General features: G+C 38.2%; 21 protein-coding genes and 1 tRNA gene. 16 read left to right on the forward strand and 6 right to left on the reverse strand.

Annotated elements, in window-relative coordinates:
- Nucleotides 1-444 precede the first annotated feature (444 nt).
- The 5 genes from TY49_RS07595 (at nucleotide 445) to TY49_RS07615 (ending at nucleotide 4,646) form a co-directional block, all read left to right on the forward strand.
- Nucleotides 445-1,356, forward strand: coding sequence for an ABC transporter ATP-binding protein (locus TY49_RS07595; RefSeq protein WP_041965310.1), 912 nt, complete (start codon nucleotides 445-447; stop codon nucleotides 1,354-1,356).
- The gene (locus tag TY49_RS07600; RefSeq protein ID WP_041965311.1) at nucleotides 1,349-2,179 is read left to right on the forward strand and encodes an ABC transporter permease subunit; all 831 of its coding nucleotides are present in this window, start codon (nucleotides 1,349-1,351) and stop codon (nucleotides 2,177-2,179) included. Before TY49_RS07595 ends, TY49_RS07600 begins: the two co-directional genes overlap by 8 nt.
- A gap of 151 nt (nucleotides 2,180-2,330) precedes the next feature.
- Nucleotides 2,331-2,678: a hypothetical protein gene (locus TY49_RS07605; protein ID WP_041965312.1), complete on the forward strand. Its 348-nt coding sequence runs from the start codon at nucleotides 2,331-2,333 to the stop codon at nucleotides 2,676-2,678.
- Between the two features lie 113 nt (nucleotides 2,679-2,791).
- Nucleotides 2,792-4,159 (forward strand): amino acid permease, encoded by a 1,368-nt coding sequence (locus TY49_RS07610; RefSeq protein WP_041965313.1) that lies wholly within the window; start codon nucleotides 2,792-2,794, stop codon nucleotides 4,157-4,159.
- Nucleotides 4,160-4,193: 34 nt separating this feature from the next.
- Nucleotides 4,194-4,646, forward strand: coding sequence for a YndM family protein (locus TY49_RS07615; protein ID WP_041965314.1), 453 nt, complete (start codon nucleotides 4,194-4,196; stop codon nucleotides 4,644-4,646).
- A 67-nt stretch (nucleotides 4,647-4,713) separates the two neighbouring features.
- On the opposite strand, the gene TY49_RS07620 is transcribed toward TY49_RS07615, so the two are convergent.
- From TY49_RS07620 to TY49_RS07630, 3 genes are all read right to left on the reverse strand, one after another.
- Nucleotides 4,714-5,358 (reverse strand): phosphatase PAP2 family protein, encoded by a 645-nt coding sequence (locus tag TY49_RS07620; protein ID WP_041965315.1) that lies wholly within the window; start codon nucleotides 5,356-5,358, stop codon nucleotides 4,714-4,716.
- Between the two features lie 381 nt (nucleotides 5,359-5,739).
- Nucleotides 5,740-5,813: transfer RNA gene (locus tag TY49_RS07625), tRNA-Arg, on the reverse strand.
- Between the two features lie 268 nt (nucleotides 5,814-6,081).
- Nucleotides 6,082-6,894, reverse strand: a complete 813-nt coding sequence (locus TY49_RS07630; RefSeq protein ID WP_041965316.1) for a YitT family protein — start codon at nucleotides 6,892-6,894, stop codon at nucleotides 6,082-6,084.
- A gap of 184 nt (nucleotides 6,895-7,078) precedes the next feature.
- Between TY49_RS07630 and TY49_RS07635 the strand changes: the two genes are divergently transcribed.
- Together TY49_RS07635 and TY49_RS07640 are read left to right on the forward strand one after the other, a co-directional pair.
- Nucleotides 7,079-7,336 carry a DUF1292 domain-containing protein gene (locus TY49_RS07635; protein ID WP_041965317.1) on the forward strand — a complete coding sequence of 86 codons (258 nt, stop codon included), beginning with the start codon at nucleotides 7,079-7,081 and terminating at the stop codon, nucleotides 7,334-7,336.
- Nucleotides 7,337-7,429: 93 nt separating this feature from the next.
- On the forward strand, nucleotides 7,430-7,963 hold the full coding sequence (locus TY49_RS07640) for a GNAT family N-acetyltransferase (protein ID WP_041965318.1): 534 nt from the start codon (nucleotides 7,430-7,432) through the stop codon (nucleotides 7,961-7,963).
- A 108-nt stretch (nucleotides 7,964-8,071) separates the two neighbouring features.
- On the opposite strand, the gene TY49_RS07645 is transcribed toward TY49_RS07640, so the two are convergent.
- Complete coding sequence (locus tag TY49_RS07645; RefSeq protein ID WP_041965319.1) at nucleotides 8,072-8,962, reverse strand: YitT family protein; 891 nt, start codon at nucleotides 8,960-8,962, stop codon at nucleotides 8,072-8,074.
- A gap of 177 nt (nucleotides 8,963-9,139) precedes the next feature.
- On the opposite strand from TY49_RS07645, the gene TY49_RS07650 reads away from it, so the two are divergent.
- Complete coding sequence (locus tag TY49_RS07650; protein ID WP_041965320.1) at nucleotides 9,140-10,285, forward strand: cation:proton antiporter; 1,146 nt, start codon at nucleotides 9,140-9,142, stop codon at nucleotides 10,283-10,285.
- 110 nt (nucleotides 10,286-10,395) lie between these two features.
- Here the strand turns inward: TY49_RS07650 and TY49_RS07655 are convergent, their stop codons facing one another.
- Nucleotides 10,396-10,605 (reverse strand): YwbE family protein, encoded by a 210-nt coding sequence (locus TY49_RS07655; RefSeq protein ID WP_041965321.1) that lies wholly within the window; start codon nucleotides 10,603-10,605, stop codon nucleotides 10,396-10,398.
- 226 nt (nucleotides 10,606-10,831) lie between these two features.
- Here TY49_RS07655 and TY49_RS07660 point away from each other — a divergent pair, with 226 nt between their 5' ends.
- From TY49_RS07660 to TY49_RS07670, 3 genes are all read left to right on the forward strand, one after another.
- Nucleotides 10,832-11,548: a hypothetical protein gene (locus TY49_RS07660; protein WP_041965322.1), complete on the forward strand. Its 717-nt coding sequence runs from the start codon at nucleotides 10,832-10,834 to the stop codon at nucleotides 11,546-11,548.
- Between the two features lie 251 nt (nucleotides 11,549-11,799).
- A complete protein-coding gene (locus TY49_RS07665) occupies nucleotides 11,800-12,615 on the forward strand; it encodes an STAS domain-containing protein (RefSeq protein WP_041965323.1) in 816 nt (271 codons plus the stop codon).
- A 31-nt stretch (nucleotides 12,616-12,646) separates the two neighbouring features.
- A complete protein-coding gene (locus TY49_RS07670) occupies nucleotides 12,647-13,393 on the forward strand; it encodes a Cof-type HAD-IIB family hydrolase (RefSeq protein WP_439646156.1) in 747 nt (248 codons plus the stop codon).
- Between the two features lie 145 nt (nucleotides 13,394-13,538).
- On the opposite strand, the gene TY49_RS07675 is transcribed toward TY49_RS07670, so the two are convergent.
- The gene (locus tag TY49_RS07675) at nucleotides 13,539-15,206 is read right to left on the reverse strand and encodes a glycosyl hydrolase family 28-related protein (RefSeq protein ID WP_041965324.1); all 1,668 of its coding nucleotides are present in this window, start codon (nucleotides 15,204-15,206) and stop codon (nucleotides 13,539-13,541) included.
- Between the two features lie 181 nt (nucleotides 15,207-15,387).
- On the opposite strand from TY49_RS07675, the gene TY49_RS07680 reads away from it, so the two are divergent.
- From TY49_RS07680 to TY49_RS23885, 5 genes are all read left to right on the forward strand, one after another.
- Complete coding sequence (locus tag TY49_RS07680) at nucleotides 15,388-16,476, forward strand: FUSC family protein (protein WP_232310409.1); 1,089 nt, start codon at nucleotides 15,388-15,390, stop codon at nucleotides 16,474-16,476.
- Nucleotides 16,477-16,608: 132 nt separating this feature from the next.
- Nucleotides 16,609-17,991, forward strand: coding sequence for a M48 family metallopeptidase (locus TY49_RS07685; RefSeq protein WP_041965325.1), 1,383 nt, complete (start codon nucleotides 16,609-16,611; stop codon nucleotides 17,989-17,991).
- Nucleotides 17,992-18,019: 28 nt separating this feature from the next.
- On the forward strand, nucleotides 18,020-18,442 hold the full coding sequence (locus tag TY49_RS07690; protein ID WP_041965326.1) for an RDD family protein: 423 nt from the start codon (nucleotides 18,020-18,022) through the stop codon (nucleotides 18,440-18,442).
- Between the two features lie 246 nt (nucleotides 18,443-18,688).
- On the forward strand, nucleotides 18,689-19,654 hold the full coding sequence (locus tag TY49_RS07695; protein ID WP_041965327.1) for a DMT family transporter: 966 nt from the start codon (nucleotides 18,689-18,691) through the stop codon (nucleotides 19,652-19,654).
- Between the two features lie 66 nt (nucleotides 19,655-19,720).
- The gene (locus TY49_RS23885) at nucleotides 19,721-20,428 is read left to right on the forward strand and encodes a Clp protease N-terminal domain-containing protein (RefSeq protein WP_052442125.1); all 708 of its coding nucleotides are present in this window, start codon (nucleotides 19,721-19,723) and stop codon (nucleotides 20,426-20,428) included.
- The last annotated feature ends 164 nt before the right edge of the window (nucleotides 20,429-20,592 follow it).

Below are 20,592 nucleotides of genomic sequence, written 5' to 3' on the forward strand. Positions count from 1 at the left end.
CCTATTGGTGACCTAAAAATCAAGATTCTGTAAAAATAGGTCACCAATACAGCCAAGCCTGAAAAATTAAGATTCTGCAAAACTGAGTCATCAATAGAGCTAATTGTATAAAATAAGATGAAGGACCAGTCGCGAATACTGGTCCTTTTTTATCTTTTAGGAAATTATAAAATTTATTTAGTTGTGGATAACTACATGTAGTCTTCTTAATCTAGCTCGAGCGCCTAGCCCCTCGAGTCGCTTGTCTAGCTGCGGCTCCGCATTTCGAATTGTCTAGTGTCGCCTCCTAGAAACTTCAATGGAGCAAGCGTTGGCAGATTAGGCTATGATCAACGAACAACACCATATGACTTTTTACCCTAAAAACAATCCAAAACTTTATTGAACGTTTTTTAAATATTGTCCGTCTTATGATAAAACGGTAAGCAAGCTGGGGGTAGCAGAATGTCGCAAAATGTAATAGAACTGGATGGAGTTTCAAAGCATTTCGGTGAACAGGTGGTACTTAGCAACGTATCTATGAGTGTAAAAGAAGGGGATATTGTAGGGCTTCTTGGCCCAAATGGTTCCGGAAAAACAACTATGATCCGCCTTATGAACGGTGTCATCAACCAAACAGACGGAAAGTTGTCAATTCTCGGCATGAACCCGGGAATCGAAGGAGATAAAGTCAGGAAATCAACTGGAATTCTAACTGAAAATGCCGGTTTGTATCATGAAATGTCTGGGTTAGATAATCTAATCTTTTTTTCCAAGCTATATGGAAACTTTGATTTAAAACAAATCAACCTTTACTTAGAGGAATTTGAACTTGCTGAGCATATGGATAAAAAAGTAGGGGCATATAGTACAGGGATGAAACGTAGGCTGGGAATCATCAAGGCAATCCTCCATAAACCACGACTCCTTTTTCTTGATGAACCTACGAATGGGCTTGATCCAGAAGGAATAAAATTGGTGCTTAAATTCCTCAAGGATTTAAACGAGCAGGAAGGAACGACCATATTTCTTTGTTCGCATATTTTGCACCAACTAGAGCATGTATGTAAAGAGTACTTTTTTCTAAATGACGGAAAAATAACAGATTTTGGCACTCTAAATGAACTGCAAAAAAGATATGTCACACAAATCAAATTGAAGGTTATTACAAATTTATTGCCTGTTGAAGCCCATTGGGGTGGTTATCCTGTTTTAGTTAAAGATAAAAATACATTGCAATTTTTATTGACTTCAAGTGACCAGATAACCCCACTGCTTCAAAAAATCATAAGTGATTTTTGGGTACACCATGTGGAGATTGAAAATAACGATTTGGAATCCTTATACTTTAAGATCAGGAGTGGGGTCAATGAATAAAAAATTAATATGGCTAGTAGCTGCAAAAGATATAAGAGGTATAACCAGCTCGGCTCAGGTATGGTTGGGGTTAATTTTATTGCCGCTGATTTTTTCGGTGATTTTTCCGCTGGCATTTATTCTTTTGGTAAAGAATGTACCCATTACGTCTCCGGAATTGATTGATTTAGTGAATAAAGTTGTATATGGGCTTAAAGATACTGAGAGCGGGGAAATGATAGGCAGCCTACCAAGCATGAAACACCAAATAATTTTCGTTGTAGTGAATTACCTGCTTGGTTCGATCTTCTTACTTATACCGACCATTAATGCAATGATGATTGCTCTTCATAGCTTTGTTGGTGAAAAAGAAAAAAGGACCATGGAAACACTTTTGTTTTCCCCTATTACGGTGAAGGAATTATTTATTGGCAAAGTACTTTCAGCATTCATTCCCTCTATTATTATTACATGGGTGAGCTTTTTCCTATTTGGGATTATCACTGTAAGCTTGACTTATAATATGTTTGGTTATTTCATTTTTCCAAATGCAAACTGGCTAATCCTGATGCTATGGGTTGTCCCAATGATTACAATCCTCACAATCCTGGTAAATGTGTTCGTTTCCGCCAGGGCAAAAGGTTTTCAAGAGGCACAGCAGCTTGGCGGTATTTTGATCCTTCCTATCATGGGTCTCTTCATAGGCCAGGCAACGGGCTTTCTTGTCATCAAGCCCATTTTCCTTGCTTTAATAGGTGTCATCATTTTAATGTTAAATTTTATTTTGTTAAAAATGATGACAAAATATAATGATCGTAATACTTTATTTGAAAAGCAAATATAACATAAATTACTACAGCATCATCCCAATTGAGCAAAGGTGGCCAGTGAATTTAAGAGGGAATTTGATAATTGATAGCCAGGAATGTAAATGTATAGATTGTCTAACTTAGGAAAAATCTAATCCTATCGATTACATCACAGGGGGATAAGATATGTCAGTTATTGTTATTCAAACTTTTGAAATGAAACAGGATAAATTTCCGGATGGCATCAAAAACTTACGCTTAATCCAAAATTTCCGTAACGAACAATATGACCACAAGGTGGAGCTCTTATCGCCGATTTCTGGTGAAGACCATACTTATGCACTCATTTCCACATATGAAGGACTGGCAGAAATGGAGCTTCAAAATAAAAAGATGTTTGAGGACGAGGAATATAAAAAGCTCATAGGTGAATTTTTCCTGGAAAACATCGTGCAAGGAAGTATGTACACCCATATGTATCGGACGATGACCGGACTAAGTAATGACTCTGAATCAGAAAAGAGCAAGAAATAAATTGTGAAAAGTCGATTCCTCGGGATTCGACTTTTTTCTTGCCCTTAATGGTCAATACATAAAATTCTATGGATTCTCGAATGATAATACTTGTTGAGGAAGGGGGTACAGCAATGGATTATTTTCTGCCGACATCAAAGTCGGGAAGTGGAAATAGCTCCAATGAGGGAGATTTAAAGTGGTGGCAACTATCACTTATTGGGGTTGGTTGTACGATTGGAACTGGTTTTTTCCTGGGTTCCGCCATTGGGATTAAAATTACAGGTCCATCTATCGTATTTTCTTTCATTCTTGCCGCAATCGGCACATACGTTGTTTATAATTTACTTGCAAAAATGACAGCAGAAGATCCCCAGGATGGATCTTTTTGCTATTACGCCAAGAAAGCTTATGGCCAGTGGGCCGGGTTTAGCTGTGGCTGGAATTATTGGAGTTCCAATATCTTGATTATGGGGAGCCAGCTTACAGCTCTTTCAATTTTGTCACAATTCTGGTTTCCTAAAATACCTTTATGGCTTTTCGCAACTGGTTATGCCATTCTTTCAATCGCTGTTGTCCTCACGGGGAATAAGGGGTTTGACAAGGTAGAGGATTTATTGGCTATCATAAAAACGGCAGCTATTATTATGTTCATTTTAATTGCTGTTGCAGCCATTTTTGGCTGGTTTAATTTTGATACGAAGGAAGTGATTGTGCCAAATTCTGCACAAAAACTATTTCCTGAAGGCTTTAAAGGATTCTGGTCATCATTGATTTACGCATTTTATGCATATGGAGGCATAGAAGTAATTGGCCTAATGGCAACAAGGTTGAAAAATAAAGAAGACGCTCCAAAAGCGGGAGTCATCATGCTTATTTTACTAGTGATCATTTACGTACTAGCTTTGGGACTTGCGGTCATCATGGCGGCTCATGGTGCCTTTCACCATAAAGAAAGCCCATTTGTAACAGCCCTGAACCCATATAACCTGGCTTTTTTTCCTCATGTTTTTAACGCAGCTATCATCGTCGCTGGCTTTTCTACCATGACTGCTTCGTTGTTTGGGGTGACTACTTTGCTTGTTACGCTAGCTGATGATGGGGATGCTCCGAAGGTCTTCGCCAAGAAAATCAAAAAGTTGAAAGAATTGCCCCTTCCATCGCTGGGACTGGCAGTAGTTGGCTTAATTGCTTCAATTATTACAGCTTTGCTGCTTCCCGGCAAAATTTACGAGTATATCACAACAGCCGCAGGAATCCTGATTTTATTCAATTGGGCATTTATCATCCTCTCAGCTTTGAAAATACTGGAATTAAGGGCATGGGGTAAGACCCTTTCATTTATCGGTTTAGTCCTTATCCTTGCTGCTGTTAGCGGGACGATAATGGAAAAGACGATACGTATGGGTTTCTTTATTAGCATAATCGTTGTCTTGCTTATTGGGATGATATCGTTAGTTTTACAAAAAAAGGTATGGGATAAAGCTAGTGGAGCAAAATAACGCAAAACACTAAAAGTATATGGAGGAGATCGACATGAAACATCTTAGAGCATTAGCTGTAAAGTTTCTTGCCAGCCTGGTACTACTTTATGTCATTCTTGGCCTGATGTACGATATGTCTTTTACAAATGTCTTCTTGATTTCCCTGTTTCTTGGGCTAGCTTCTTATGTAATTGGGGACCTGTTCTTACTGCCAAAAACGAATAATACAATCGCAACATTAGCTGACTTTGGACTAGCCTTTATGATCATTTGGATTTTGGGAGAAAGTTTAACTTATGGAGAGAGTTTACTGCTTGCATCTTTGATATCGGCCGCCGGTGTCGCTTTGTTTGAATACTTTTTTCATAAATATGTGGCAGGAAATATTCTTGAAGGTGGTGAGAAACAATATCGAAATACGAATTACCAGTACCAAACAGAAGCGTCTGAAGAATTTTATCCGGTCAAACCTGATGTGAGAAGTGAAGATGAATCTGAAAAATAACAATTTCATAACTAAAGGTTAATAAAAAAGAGCTGCAGTCGCAGCTCTTTTCTGTGAATCGGATTTTTCAATCTTTTACATATGCTGTTTTGGACTTCTCGGTAACATTAATTTCAAATAGTTCGAAGACAATTCCATATATAAACGAAGTTAAAAACATTGATGCGAACATATCAAGTATATAATGCTGTTTAACAAACAGCGTAGAGATAATAATCAATGAGCCCATCACCGGTACGAAGACCGAATGGATGATATGCTTATTGCGTATGTTGATATTGCCAAGAATGATGGCAAACGTAGTTAATACATGAATGCTGGGGAAAGCGTTATATGGTTGATCGTGGCTGTAAATCATGCCGACAAGGTCTATAAGCATTCCATCACCAACAAGGTTTGGGCGAGGAACGGTTGTTTGGAAGAAGAAGTAAATAACGAAACATACTAACTCGCCAATGACAATCATTGTTAATGTTTTAAAATAAACTCGAGTATCCTTATACCAAAAATAAACTAGATAACCTAATATGAACGCGTACCAAATGATATACGGTAAAATGAAGACTGGAAGGAAAGGGATTTTATCGTCAACATTGGTAGAAAGGATGACAGCCTCTCGTGGGTTGTTATTCAGGATTTTATAAATTAAACCTAGTACTGGCATAACCAGCAAAAATAATAAATAGGGTAAATCTTTTATTTTGGTTTTCATGTTAATGCCCCTTTTGCTAAATTGCTTGTGGTGTATAAATACCACAAATAAGCTTATTTAATCCAAAAACAAATAATTGGTATATTAATAGAATAAAATCTTTCTACTCTAATAATAGACGTATCTAAAAATAGTTTAGTTCCATTTTACTAACAGTTTCTTGAAGTTTTGTTCTAAAAATAATTGTAATTGTGTCCGAGAACTGTTGTGAGTCTGGTGATGTTAAAACCAAAAGCGGGGATAAGGGTTATGTCCTGGCATGGAAATCTTCTAAGGGGGTTGCAAACATTCTATCAGCAGTCATTAGCGGAGGCAGGAAGATATAAGAAAAAATCTTAACAATAAATAAAAAAACCTTGATTTAAAATCAAGGTTTTTAAGCGTCCCAGAAGAGATTCGAACTCCCGACCTACAGTTTAGGAAACTGTTGCTCTATCCTACTGAGCTACTGGGACATGTTTAATATTAAAGTTGAAGTTTGAGAAGGTAAATAGATTAGTGTAATATCCCGTCCACATCTCAGAAAGTAAATGAAGAAGCGGCTCGATGAGTACTCTGAAGAAATTTCAGTGAATATCATACGTCCGTGCTGAGCTACTGGGACATGATAAGAAATATATTGTAATGCAGCGACTCAATTATTATAAGATGAAACTCTAAAAATTTCAAGATAAATTTTCCTCTAATTTTAGAAAGCATCCAAGAAGCTGAGTACTCAGCTTCTTAATGCTGTTTTCGATGAAAAAGGCCCATTACCTCCAGGGTTTCGGTTATATTCACAAATGCTTCAGGATCAATTTCCTCTATAAGTGTTTTGACCTCTGTCAGCTCGTAACGTGAAATGACTGTAATGATGACGTTGCTCCTCTCATTCGAGAAACCGCCAACCGAGTCTATCACCGTTACCCCACGATAGACATTTTGGAGCAAATGCTGCTTTACTTCTTCACCTTTTCTGGTAATGATCATCAACGTTAGCTTTACATGATGTGTATGAACTTTATCGATCACTTTCCCCAGTACAAAGATAGAAACAAGTGTATTCAATGCAGCGTCCCAGCTAAACAAAAAGCCTGATAACAAAATAACGACTGAATTCATTGCAAATAACAGTGTTCCCATAGGAAAGTCTTTGCGTCTTGCCAAAAGCATCCCAATTATATCAAAGCCCCCTGATGAACCAGAGGAACGGAATATAATCCCTATACCTAATCCAACAATCGCCCCGCCAAATATAGAGGATAGTATCGGATCTTCAGCAAGTTTAAGCACTGGAATAGCATAAAGAGTGATAGAAATTGTAATGACGGAAAGTATTGTATAAAAAATAAATTTACGTCCCAGTTTCAAATAGCCTAAGACTAATAGGGGGAAGTTCAAAAGGAAATTGTAAATACCAGTATTAATGGATGTTAGCATTGACAATATGATGGAAAGACCGCTGATCCCGCTGCTCATGATTCCGTGGGGGATTAGGAAAAGATTAAATGCAAATGAAACAATGATTGAGCCAATGATGATTCCTGCTGACTTCAAAAACGCCGCCTCCAAAAATAACAGTGTGTAAAAAATATTATATAGATGAAAATAAATAAATGAATTTAAAAGTTTATTTAAAATTCATTAAGAATTTTGATTTGATATCGCCATTTAACTGTGAGTTCATATTAAGTTTGAGGAAGGGAAAGATAAAGTGACCATTTGTTGGAGGTGAGCAGCTTTGAAAACCGATTCAATCAGAGATCTGGTAACTGTTACAGACGATAGGGGCAAGGAGAGGCAATTCGAGGTAGAAGCATTATTCGAAATGAATGGTGAATCTTTTGCGATGCTTAGGGATGAAGATGGAACAGTGTTAATGAGGGTAGAAGAGGAAGGCGGAGATCAATTCCTCGTAGGCATCGAGAGTGACCTGGAAAAGTCAGATTTGCTTGATGCTTATCAAATTGCTGTTGATGCCGCACCTGCGGAAGACTGAAGAAAGCCGCCCAAACTGGGTGGCTTTCTTTAAAGGAGATTTCCTGTTTAATATAGAAATGATAAAGATCACTTTATTTAATTTGGGGGACATATGAAATTTCCTATTTTAGAAACAGACAGGCTCATTCTCAGGGAAATTACTGAGGAGGATGCCGAAGATTTATTTATCAATTTTTCTAATGCTGAAGTTATGAAGCATTATGGTTCAGAACCACTAGAAAACATTGAAGAAGCACGAGGACTCGTTCATTCTTTTCACAATAGTTTTAATGAAAGTAAAGGGATGAGATGGGGCATTCAATTAAAAAACAACAAAAGTCTCCTTGGTACTGTTGGCTTTCATGCAGTGTCAATAAAACATAGGAGAGCAGAAATAGGCTATGAGCTGAACCCAAACTATTGGGGGAAAGGCTTAGCAAAAGAAGCAATCGGCAAAGCTGTTGAATATGGTTTGAATGAGATGAATTTAGAACGGATTGGTGCAATTGTTTTTCTTGAAAATACAACTTCAAATGAACTGCTCCTCAAACTGGGATTTAAAAAAGAGGGAATACTGAGGAATTATATGGTACAAGCTGGGGTATCCTTTGATACCAATGTATACTCTCTACTAGCGCATAACTGAAATGAACAAATGAGCATTTATAAATCTTTTTATACAGCTGCAGAAAGTAATTCTTCTGAATCAAGACAAAAAGCTCAGATATCTGAGCTTTTTTGTGTTCGCTGTAAACTAGTGGATATTTCGCTTTTTGAATCTTCCACCACGCACTTCAGCAATATTTCCGACAGCAAGGAATGCTGACTCATCCAATTCCTCGACTATGGATTTCAATTTGGCTTCCTCAAGACGGGTGATGACGCAAAAAATGACCTTTTTGTCATCGCCAGTATATGCACCCTCGCCGGTTAAATATGTGACGCCACGGCCAAGACGAGCTAGGATGGCTTCGCCTATTTGCTTGTGCTGATCACTTATAATCCACGCAGCTTTCGATTCATCAAGACCGGCAATGACTATATCAATAGTTTTGAATGCGATGAAGTAGGCAAGGAGTGAATACATCGCACGGTCCCATCCGAAGATAAATCCTGCCGTGCCAAAAATGAAAATATTGAAAAACATAATGACTTCCCCAACAGAGAAGGGCAGTCTCCTATTTGCCAGGATTGCAAGGATTTCCGTTCCGTCTAGTGAACCTCCATACCTTATCACTATTCCGACCCCAGCTCCTAAAACTATTCCACCGAATACGGTTGCAAGAAGTAAATCTTCTGTAAATACAGGCCAATCATGCAGGAAGCTAGTCGTTAAAGATAAGACAGTTATTCCCAATAGGGTAGATAGTGCAAAGGTTTTTCCAATTTGTTTATAGCCAATGAAAAAGAATGGAATGTTCAGAACAAAGATAAAGAGGCCGAGGCGCCAGCCTGTTAAATGTGAGAGGATGATTGAGATACCAACAATACCGCCATCAAGAATTTTGTTCGGCACCAGGAATTCCTCAATTCCCACGCCCATCAGGATACCACCTAATATGATGAAAAAGATTCTTTTTGCGAGTTTGGTTTTTGTAATGCCCTTATGCTGCTGGACAAGGGCCTGTTCTGGAATGCTGTTCATTTCTTCCCCCTTATAAGAATCTTCCAATAATTTTATTTAACTAATTTTATCATAATTGTTAAACCAAACTAAATTAAAGACCTTTGATTATTTAATTTTCCAGTGTTGATTTTAAGGTAATTGGGTAGTAAAAAGGAAGGTTATTGCTTTTAAAAATTGAAAAGGTGTTGTTGCAGATTGAATTTGACTTTAGTCATTGGAGTTTTTCTATTGGTGCTTTTTTTTATTGGTATGGTCGGAATCAAATTAATAAAAATTCCTGATATATTATTATATATTTTGCTTGGTCTCATATTATCCATGGTTATTAAGGAATCTAAGGTAATTGAAGTGGCTGGAGAGATTGGTTTAGTCCTGTTATTTTTCATATTGGGTATGAAATTTCCAGTCAACAGGCTTATTACTAACAGTGCCAAGGTCTGGAAAGGCGGTTTGCTGGATGCTTTTCTCGGGATTGTTGTGACTGCAGGGATTAGCCTGCTGTTCGGACTGGATTGGGTATCTTCTTTGATTGTCTGTGGTATTGTCTACGCTACTAGCTCCTCTATCACAGCAAAACTACTTGTAGATAAAAACAGGGATGAAAACAAAGAGTCAGAATTCATGCTCCTTATCCTGGTTTTCGAGGATCTAATTGCGCCAATTCTTGTAACCGTTCTGATTGGCCTTTCTGGAGAAGGATTTACGGTAACCGATTTTGTGATGATCATCTTGAAAATTGTTCTTCTCGCAGGAATTGCCGTGTTCTTCGCAAGAGTGGTCTTTAAAAAAGCCGAATCAATTTTAAAAGAGATTGACCAAGATGATATCTTTATCGTGTTGATTACGGGGATTGCGCTAACTTATGGGGGCATCGCAATGCTGCTCGGTTTGTCAGAGGTAATCGGGGCATTTCTTGCAGGAATGATGCTTTCAGAGCTTTCAATTAAGGACAAGGTTGAAAAGGCGGCATTGCCAGTAAGAAATATCTTCCTTCCATTTTTCTTCTTGAACTTTGGTCTTCATATTGAAATGACCAGCGACATTCCTTATTTAGGGCTATTGATTGTTCTAGTGCTGTGGTCATTGATTCATAAATTGATTGTAGGATATATTGGAGGACAATGGTACGGTCTTTCAAGAAGTGATTCCTTGAAGGCAGGCCTATCGCTCACACAAAGAGGGGAATTCTCCGTAATTATAGCTGCGCTGGCAACCGGAGAGTTAAAGATTTTTGCCAGCATTTATATTTTGGTAATTGCCATCATAGGGACGATCATGTTCCAGCTGGCACCGAGGTTGAATAAGCTGATTGTTGAAAAAGTGCAAGAGAAAACAAGTTAAGCATTAAAGGGCTGCCCTTTAATGCTTTTTTTTAATTCTAAACTAACTTTCCGTATACTATACCTGGCATTCATACAGCAAATAGAAATATCAAATTGATAAATCTTTATCTATTCCAAAATAATCTCCTTTACACGGCCAACCTGTCCGTCCTCAAGCCTTACTTTAATGCCATGAGGATGCGTGCTGGAATTAGTAAGGAGATCTTTAACGATGCCTTGAGTAAGCTTTCCTGTTTTCTGGTCAGCTTTAAGAACAATATTTACCTTCAAGCCTGGTTTGATGTCATTCCGGTTTCTTCCATCTTTTCTATTGGTCATAAATAACCCTCCACTAATTTACTTTTCTTTATAATAATATAAAGCGATCGATGAGTATTCAATTCTACCATTTTTTACATTATTATAAAGTAGGGCTTCTTTCATGAACAAGTTGCCCTGCTATCCTCAATAGTAATATTCATTAATTAAAATTTTATTTTGTATGCGGATCTGGTGGTACACCAGCAACAATACACCGAAAAAAGCTTAAAGGCGAGGGATACACTTGAAGTTTTGGAAATTGGCTCTACTCATTATTATCATTGTGCTTTTAGTTGGCGGATTTTTTTATTTTCAGAAGAAACAGGAAGAAAAATATCAAGGACTTCCCATTATACCAGAACGAACTGCCGATATTCCTCTTTATAGTGGTTTGAAACCTGCCAGTCCGGTTTATATTACAGAGGGTGATCATTGGGAAGAAGTCTTTCATTTTTACGAAAAAGAGCTTCCAAAAAATGGATGGAACTTGAGGGTGTCGCAAGCTTCTTCTGATATTAATGAGGATGGTGCTGGTTTTATTTCTTATTGGGAAAAAGATAACACACCCTGGGCATTATCAATAAGCGCGTCATATTTCAAGAATTCGAATCAAACAGAAGTTGTTTTTGATAAAAGCGAGAGATTGAATGCTGACCCTTGGATCGATACGGAAGTTTCGGAAATATGTATCAACGAACAGACGGATCGAAGCGATCATTGCTTCAGAATGACAGACAGTCAAGCAATTGAACAGATTGTGAGTTTGATTAATGGAGCTATAGAAGTGGATCCGGAACAAGCTTATTATAATGGGAAAAGTGTTATTGATTTTGGAAGCATAACAATTGATGTATACTACGACTTGGAAAAAGGAATTTATTTCGTTTCTGATAAAGGGGCAAAATGGATGAAACCAGAAAGAGAATTTTTCGAGTTGACGAGAATATCCAAGGAATATTGATTTTATGGATAGTCTTTCTTCCTGGCTTGGATTATTAAACAGCACAGGAGTAATATTTACCTAGGACAACTTGATTATTTGCATGTAATTCTAGGTTTAAAGAAGATTAATTATTGTTAAAGGTGTATCCTATTAATAAATAATTTAAGTTTTTTTAGAACAGACACTGAAACAATACTCAAGTATTTTGGGTATGATTTCAAAAATATTCGAAAAGAACATAAGTAAAAAGAAAAAGGGATGTGACCTTTGTGAATCCAACTTCAGCAGTAGCAAATGAACTACAACATAATTCCGAAACAATCGCAAAGGAAATGGTAAATTCCATACTGGATTTAATTGGTATGGAGATACCAAAGCAGGAAATTGACCAGGCAATTGTTGTTTATACTGAGTACCTTAAATTCCTCGGTGACTCTATTATGAATAAAGATGTAACAACTTCTCAGGGCCTTCTTGAATGGAGCCAGCAAAACGGAGAACGCGAAGCAGCTAAAGGCGGCAGGATTTCTGACATCCTACTCAGGTATCCTCCTACAAGAATTGTTTTCATTGATAAAATGGCAGAAATTAGTTTAAAACATGACGTTAACACGGAAGATTTAATTTGGATCAATAAAAGAGTGAACAATATGCTTGATATTAGTATTAATGAAACCGTATTTGCTTTTGAGCGGCAAACCTCGAAACTTATGAAGGAAGTCCAGGATGAAGTGGATTTATTATCGACTCCAGTCGTCCCGGTACAGGAAAATGTGTCAGTGTTGCCTTTAGTAGGGAAAATGGATCATGACCGGGCAAGGTTGATAATGGAAAGGGCAATTCCGTTGGTAGCAAAGCAGAAAGTACAGTATTTAATCATTGATTTTTCTGGAATCGTCACAATAGATGCAACGATTGCCAAACACATTTTTGATATTCACAATGTTTTGCGGCTGTTAGGGGTGGATTCAATTGCCACTGGAATGAGGCCAGAGCTCGCACAGGCTGCAGTTGAGGGTGGAGTAGACTTTTCAAATATCAAAACCTTCGCTAACGTAAAACAGGCCATTGATAGTATCAATTAAGAAATGTAAAGCAACTATTAGGAGGATAAAGTTGATTAATAAAAAGCCGGATATCAAACTAATTGCATTGGATATGGATGGAACGCTTCTGGATGAGCTGCACGAGGTATCAGAGGAAAATAGACTAGCAATCAAAGAAGCCGAAAAAAGAGGGGTACGTGTTGTTTTAAGTACGGGACGCAGTCTCAAAACAGCAAGGGATTATGTAATCTCGCTGGAACTGTCGTCTTATCTTGTAACGGTCAACGGTGGAGAGATCTGGGGACCAAATGGGGAATTGGTGCAAAGAAGCATGGTAGATACAGAACACATCTTATGGATGTATGAACTATCACAAAAGCACCAGACAGGTTTTTGGGCAACAAGCAGTGAAAATGTCTGGCGCAATGATATGCCAGAGGACCTATTTTCCCAAGAATGGATTAAATTTGGCTTCCACATTGAAGCAGACGAAATAAGAGAACGTGTTCTTAAAGAGTTAAAAGAAAAGGGATTATTCGAAATTAGCAACTCAAGCCTAAAAAATATTGAAGTCAATGCACTGGGCATCAATAAGGCGAGGGGATTGCAAAAGGTTTGTGATTTACTGGAGATTTCTATGGAAAATGTCATGGCAGTGGGAGACAGCCTTAACGACATTGCCATGATTACTGAAGCAGGTCTTGGAGTGGCGATGGGCAATGCCCAGGAAACTGTAAAGGAAGCTGCTGACGATATTACAGGTACTAATAAAGAGAGTGGAGTTGCTCAGGCAATCCAAAAATGGGTCCTCTCGTAACGAAGGAAGCAGCTTGAACTGCTTCCTTTTTGTTATAGGCTGTTTTCGTAAAGATTGTTGTTAAAATCCTAAAGCCGATTTTAACGTCATATACAGCCATTTTGCAGGTCGGTAAATAGCAAAAAAGTTTGAGAAAAGAGCCTTGTTATATTTGCTGTTGTCCCAGAACCACCTGCTTGAATCCCTTTGAGTTAACTTCCTTCACCACGGCTTTATCGTCTGCCAGTTCGATCACAGACTGTCCATTAACAGCTTCTGCATATACCTTTTCAACTGATGCTATAGCGACTCCTTTACCTATTTGAATTGCTTTAGGAGCTGAATGTTTTGCAAGCACATTCTGGATTTTAACATTATCAGCACGATTGCTGCCGCCAAAAACCTTTATATCGGATCCAGCATTTGTAAACCCGCTCAATTCCAGATTCTTCAAAATTATATTCCTGGAACGATACTGTATGGCGATCGCTGTTTCGCCACCATAGTCATAGGAAGGATCCCCAATCGCAGTAAAATGGTTCACAGCAACATTTTTATATGCTGATACTACCATTGCCCTTGGCGAGGAATTTGCATATAACTCGGTATGAACCGGCTTGTACGAAATAATATTTGCAGCTCGAATGTTGATGGCTGTTTTAGACTCAGGATCATTTTCCTTGTGATGGCCGATATGCCTGAAATTATAAGAACGATTGTCATTTACAGATAGATGGCCTATGATGACAACATTATTTGCTGCTGAAGAAGTATGATGAGCTTTGATTTCTACTCCGCCAAAGCATCTTGCAGTAGAATTGTTTAATAGCCATACATTTCGCGATCCATCATCGATTTCGATTCCATTTGAATTTGAAAAACCTTTTTTATGGGTTTTCCCGCTTGGGTCGCTCATATGGCAATTTGATATAAATATATTATCGCTATGGTGGGTTGTAATGCCATCGTCTCCGAAACCATAGCCATTAACGTTATCGATCCAAATAAACTCACTTCCGCCACGGGCCCGATAGCCATCGCCATAATAATTATAAAGAGGAGATGAAATATCAAAGCAGTGAAGCCCAGGATTAACACCTTCGACATCCTTCACCCAGCCATATTTTACATTGGCATATAGCAGGCAGCTGGAATGATTTCCCCAAGTACTGGTCTTATCAACATTTCCCAAACGTTCAACATTCCAATCCAGCGTCATTCCTGTCACTTTTACATTCCGATTTCCGGAACGATGGTTTTTATTCGTTATAAGTCTCCTGCCTTTGGGGGCTGAGTCGTGAAGTTTGATGACCGTTTTCCTTTTTCCTGCACCAACCAAATAGGTAAAGGAAGGCAGCTTTATCTCTTTTACAACATAAACACCTTCAGGAATATATACTTTCACACGGCCTTTGCCTAGAGCCATTCTAAAAGCCTCTGTGCAATCAGTTTTACCATCACCGATTGCTCCAAAGTCTTCAATATAGACTTCACGATTGATTTCCTTTAGTAATTGTTTATATTCCTCATTCAATCTTTCCATCCACTCGGGATAGACATTGCCGTTATGATCAACAACGGTCTCAAAGTTCCTAACATTATCGAATGCGGATTTAGTCCGAATTATTCCCCTTAGACTTGCACCAAAATTACTGAAAAAAGAAGATATACCTTTATTGTTTTTCCTGTTTAAAGGTCTGTAATCCTCACTTGCTTCTTTGAATAATTCGTTCGTCTCTTTAACCAGTTCATTTATATTTAAATTTTTTCCTGATAGCTGTGAAATCAGCTCAGCATTTTTCTTAGGATCATGATTCCTATCTATCATTACCATCTTGTTCCCACCTTTTTTAAAAAGCTGCTTGAATATTATTTCCCGCCAGAGGGGGAGGATAATCTTTTCGCAGCTTAAAATACTAATCTTTAATCGTTCAGTATTATTGATATATGTTTTATTACATTAAAGGAGGTTATGTTAAAATATAAGCGTTCTCATTAGAGAGTGAGGGGTTTAGATGATTACTTTAGGTCCAAGAGTTTTAAAAACAGGAGTGGCCGTTGCACTTGCTTTATACATAACAGAATGGATTGGATTGGAGCCCCCAGTCTTTGCTGCAATCGCAGCAACCTTTACAATCCAGCCATCGATTTATCGATCATGGAAACAAGTATTAGAGCAATTTCAGGCGAATACACTCGGTGCGATCATCGCGATTGCATCCATTTATTTATTCGGAAACAATCCATTTGTCATTGGGTTTGTTACTGTTGTAGTAATTATCATTAGCTTGAAGCTTAAAATGGAAAGTTCAATATCATTAACGCTAATCACAGTTTTAATCATGATGAGTTCACATGATTTCAACGGAATTTTAACAGCAGCAAACAAATTTATCATTGTCCTTGTTGGGATGGGGTCTGCTTTCCTTGTTAATTTAATTGTCTCACCACCAAATTTCAACAAGAATTTTACCGAAACAATGAACAATAGCTTTAGAACCATGTCCTTGCTAATCAGGACAGCTATATCCAATGAACTGACAGAAAAAACATTTCAGGATCAATGGAGTCAATTGAGAAAGGACGTGGCCAAGCTTGAGGACCTTTATAAAATACTTGATGAGGAAAGAAAGAAAATTTCAAAGGTAAAACCTCTCGACGTAAGGGAATTGGTGGTGTTCAAGCAAATGCTTGCCTGCCTTCAGCAAGGCTTGAGACTCCTGGATATCGTTGAGGACCATTTTTTTCAAAGCCGGCCAGAACGAAAGGATACAAATGAATTTGATGAACAATTCGAAGAATTGATTCAATACCATGAGATGATCCTCCTTAAATATTCGGGAAAAATCAGAGAGCTAGACATGGAAAGTACTCTTAGACAAAGCGGATTATTCCTTGAATCGATCATGGAGGATAGGTCAATAGAAAGGAATGATAGATTGCGGTTAACAATCATTGGTTCTGCGATTTATGACTACGCTTTTCAGCTTGACCGTCTGAATGAGTTGATCGATCAGTATCAGAACCGAAAAGTTGATACTGAAAACAACAGCAATAGAGGACTTTTTAAAGGAATAAATCTTTTTAAGAGAAATCGAAACTAAGCATATCAGTTGATGAAAATATCAGATATCTAAAGAGGTAAAATAAGGTCTTAATTCCTATAAAAAACATCTATGCCAAATAATAAAAATCTCCTATAATCTATATAATTGCGATTAAGGAGACAGTGGGAAATGACAGGAGAAACCTTTAACGAGAAAAATCTGATACATAAAAATGAGAATAAATATTTCTGGATTGTATTAAGTATTAGTATTGCTTCTTACATTCTTTTTGCTTTATCCATTGTAGGTATTTTTATTATTGCAGGATTCCTCTTTATTTCGTTGTTGCTTCATGCATTGATGATTGGTCAAATACGACTTAATGCGGTGAAAATAAGCGGAAATCAATTTCCGCTTATCCACTCTACGGTTGAAGATCTATGTGTCAAAATGGGAATAAAGCGCACCCCTGATATTTACGTGATGCAATCTGGCGGCATAATGAACGCTTTTGCGACACGCTTTTTTGGGAGGAATATGATTGTTGTTTACTCCGAAATTTTCGACCTTATTGAACAAAATGCCGAAGATGAGCTTCAATTTGTTCTGGCCCACGAATTGGCTCATATAAAACGAAATCACCTTAGCAAAATGATGTTCATCCTTCCTTCCATGTGGATTCCGGGTATAGCAGAAATGTACCTGCGCGCTTGTGAATATACTTGTGATCGCTATGCGGCCTTCTATACAGGTAATCCTGCAGCCGCGAAAAACGGACTTACTATGCTGGCAATTGGGAAAGTCTTATTTAGAAGTGTGAATAAAGCAGAATACCTAGAACAAATCAATCAGGAAAAAGGATTTGTGGTCTGGCTGGCAGAAATTTTATCTACGCATCCACCGCTTCCAAAAAGAATAAATGAAATAAGTGCCTTTTTTGGTGAAACTGATTCAGTCATAATTCATTCCAAAAAATCAAAAGGACTGTTTGCTTTTTTGGCTGCGTCAGTTTTGCTTACTGGTTTCGGCGTGGTTGGCGGAGTTATGGTCTTTAAAGATGTAAGTACAGCATTCTTTGTAGAAGAGGAATATTATGAAGAAGACACAGAAATATCTACGTTAATTGATGCAGTTATCAGTGGAAATACGAAGAAGGTTGATAGCTTAATAGAAAATGGGGAAGATATCCACCAAATAGACTATAATGGATACACAGCACTGGACTGGGCTGTTATGGATGACAATATCCAGATGGTTCAATTGCTTTTGGATCTAAAAGCCGACCCGAATTTCGAATCTGATTATGGCATGACACCATTCATGACTGCTTCTGAAAAAGGGACTGCGTCAATGATCAAAATGCTGCATGATGCTGGCGGTGACCCTAACTATCAAGAAATGAGTTCTGGCTATACAGCATTGACCTACGCTGTATTCAGTGGAGAAATTGAAACAGTAAAACTATTGATAGAGCTGGGAGCAGACATTCAGTTGAAAGATTATTCGGGTATGACTGCGAGGATGCACGCTTTGCAATCAGGTGAGCAAGAAATCGCAGATTTATTAAAATAAATAAATGAACAACTAGGAGGAAAATTAAATGAACAGACCAGCTGGCTTTTGGGTAAGACTGGGTGCAGGAATCTTAGACGGATTAATTATCGGAGTGCCACTTTTAATTATTAGCTACTTAGTAACGGGTAGTGCGGAAGATAATGCTTTTACCTCCTCACTGAACCTGCTATACACTCTGCTTGTTCCTGTTTTATGGTCAGGATATACAGTAGGAAAGAAAATTGTGGGTGTGAGAATCGCGAAAGTGAATGGAGAAAAGCTTGGCTTCGGTACGATGCTAATGCGTACAATCGTTGCCGGACTCGTTTACGTACTTACGTTAGGGATCGGTTTTATCGTCAGCGCATTCATGGTAGGCATCCGTGAGGATAAAAGAGCGATCCATGATTTCATAGCTGGAACGTATGTAACTTATGAAAAACCAAATGAAATACAGTATGAACAATAAGAAATAACATTTTTGGACACCTGGCATGCCAGGTGTCTTTTTGTGGAAAAAATTGGTGATAGCTCTTCTGATTATATGTTATATTGTTAAAAAGAATCGAGGAAGAGATTAAGTCCTTTAAAAAAAGAATGAAGTTTCGTTCAACCAATTGAACATGAAAATGTCTGAATAACATGGTGCTGTTTTTTAAAATTACTAGCTATATAGATTAAAAATATAGCTTAATCATAAAGGAGGATTGAGTTAGTGGGACCAATTTTATTAGGCATTTTAGCGGCATTCTTTTTTGCCTTCACCTTTGTTCTGAATCAATCTATGGAATTATCGGGGGGCAGTTGGATATGGAGTGCCTCACTTAGATACATATTCATGGTTCCATTCCTTTTGGCGATCGTGGCAGCAAGGAGGAATTTAAAGCCAGTAATCCAGAATATTAAACAGAATCCATATCCATGGTTCCTTTGGAGCTTCGTTGGCTTTGTCTTGTTCTATGCACCCCTAACGTATGCCGCCGCCTTTTCACCAGGCTGGTTGATTGCAGGTACATGGCAGATCACGATTATATCAGGTGCTTTGCTCAGTCCCTTATTTTATGAAACCAAAATGTCTAATGAAGGTTTAGTAACTGTCAGGGCAAAAATACCTTTTAGAGGACTTGGGATGTCTGTGATCATTTTAGCAGGGATTCTGCTCATGCAACTTGAACATGCAAGGCATATACCAATCGAAATGGTTTTTCTCGGGGTCATCCCAGTATTTATCGCATCTTTCGCCTATCCATTGGGAAATAGAAAAATGATGGAAGTAACCAACGGCAATCTTGATGCATATCAACGTGTCCTTGGAATGACGCTGGCCAGTCTGCCATTCTGGCTGCTTTTAGCTTTATTTGGTCTTTTCACGGAGGGTGTTCCTACAATGAACCAAAGCTTCCAGTCCTTTTTGGTAGCCATCACCTCTGGCGTGATAGCGACGGTTTTATTCTTTAAGGCTACAGATTTAGTGAGGGGCAATATGCAGAAGCTTGCTGCCGTTGAAGCAACCCAGGCAGCGGAAGTGCTTTTTGCCTTGGCAGGGGAGTTTTTTATCTTATCACTGCCTCTGCCAACTCCAATATCCTGGATCGGAATCAGCCTCGTCATGCTCGGAATGGCACTCCACAGCTATTCAACAATAAGGAGAAAAGAAGGGCAAATGAAAATCAGCGCGTAGAATTGGTTTGCGCCATCAAGTTCAGATATTAATATAAACTCTATAGAACTATTAAGGGGGGATAGTATGGAGTTAAAGGATATAAAACTTACGAAACAAATGGCAAAAGCTTTAGCTATAGCAGAACAGGAGTGCAAACAGTCGGGTAGCCCATGCCTGATGCCTGAGCATCTTTTGCTTGGCTGCTTGGATGATGGCTCCTCCCCAATAAAAGAGGCAAAACAAAAAAGCGGTATCGACATTGATGTTATGAAGAAACCATATAACCCGAGTCATGAGAACTTTTCTTTTGAAATCTGCGAACCTTTTAAAATTCCAATTAGTGCATCTACAAATCTAGTGATTGAACAAGCAATCAGCTATATGAGGAACTACAATCAAATTTATCTAAACGAAGGGCATGTCCTGAAAGCATTAATCAAGAGTGGACAAACTGAAAAGCTTTTGACTCAGGAACAGAAAAACATCCTTCTAAGTGAAGCTACAGTTTCTAGGGATATGCATTTAGATTTAGCAGGTTACAGTCCACCGAAAAAACTTTACAGGGATATTAAGATGCTTAGTGATGACGACGCCGAAAGGCTAATACATTTCATAAACAATGAGTTTGGTACCCGTTGGACTCAGTCTATCAAACACGCGTTGAGGCACAACCATCCGTCTATTTATATCGCTGAAGACCAATCAGGGGAGATCGTTGGCTTTGCTGCATTTGATATTCATCAACCCGGCTGTTTTGGGCCGATGGGTGTCGCAAAAAAACAAAAGAGCTGAAGGTATTGGAGAATCATTACTGCATGTAACTCTGGAAGACATGCAAAGAAAAGGTTATAAGGATATTATCATTGATGATGCCGGACCAATAGAATTTTATGAAAAGACTTGTAACGCTAAAGTCATTCCGGTAATTAAATAAAACCAGAATCAGGGACCATTTT

Origin of the sequence: Mesobacillus selenatarsenatis SF-1 (genome assembly GCF_000813125.1) — a bacterium.
Classification (GTDB): Bacteria; Bacillota; Bacilli; order Bacillales; family Cytobacillaceae; genus Mesobacillus; species Mesobacillus selenatarsenatis.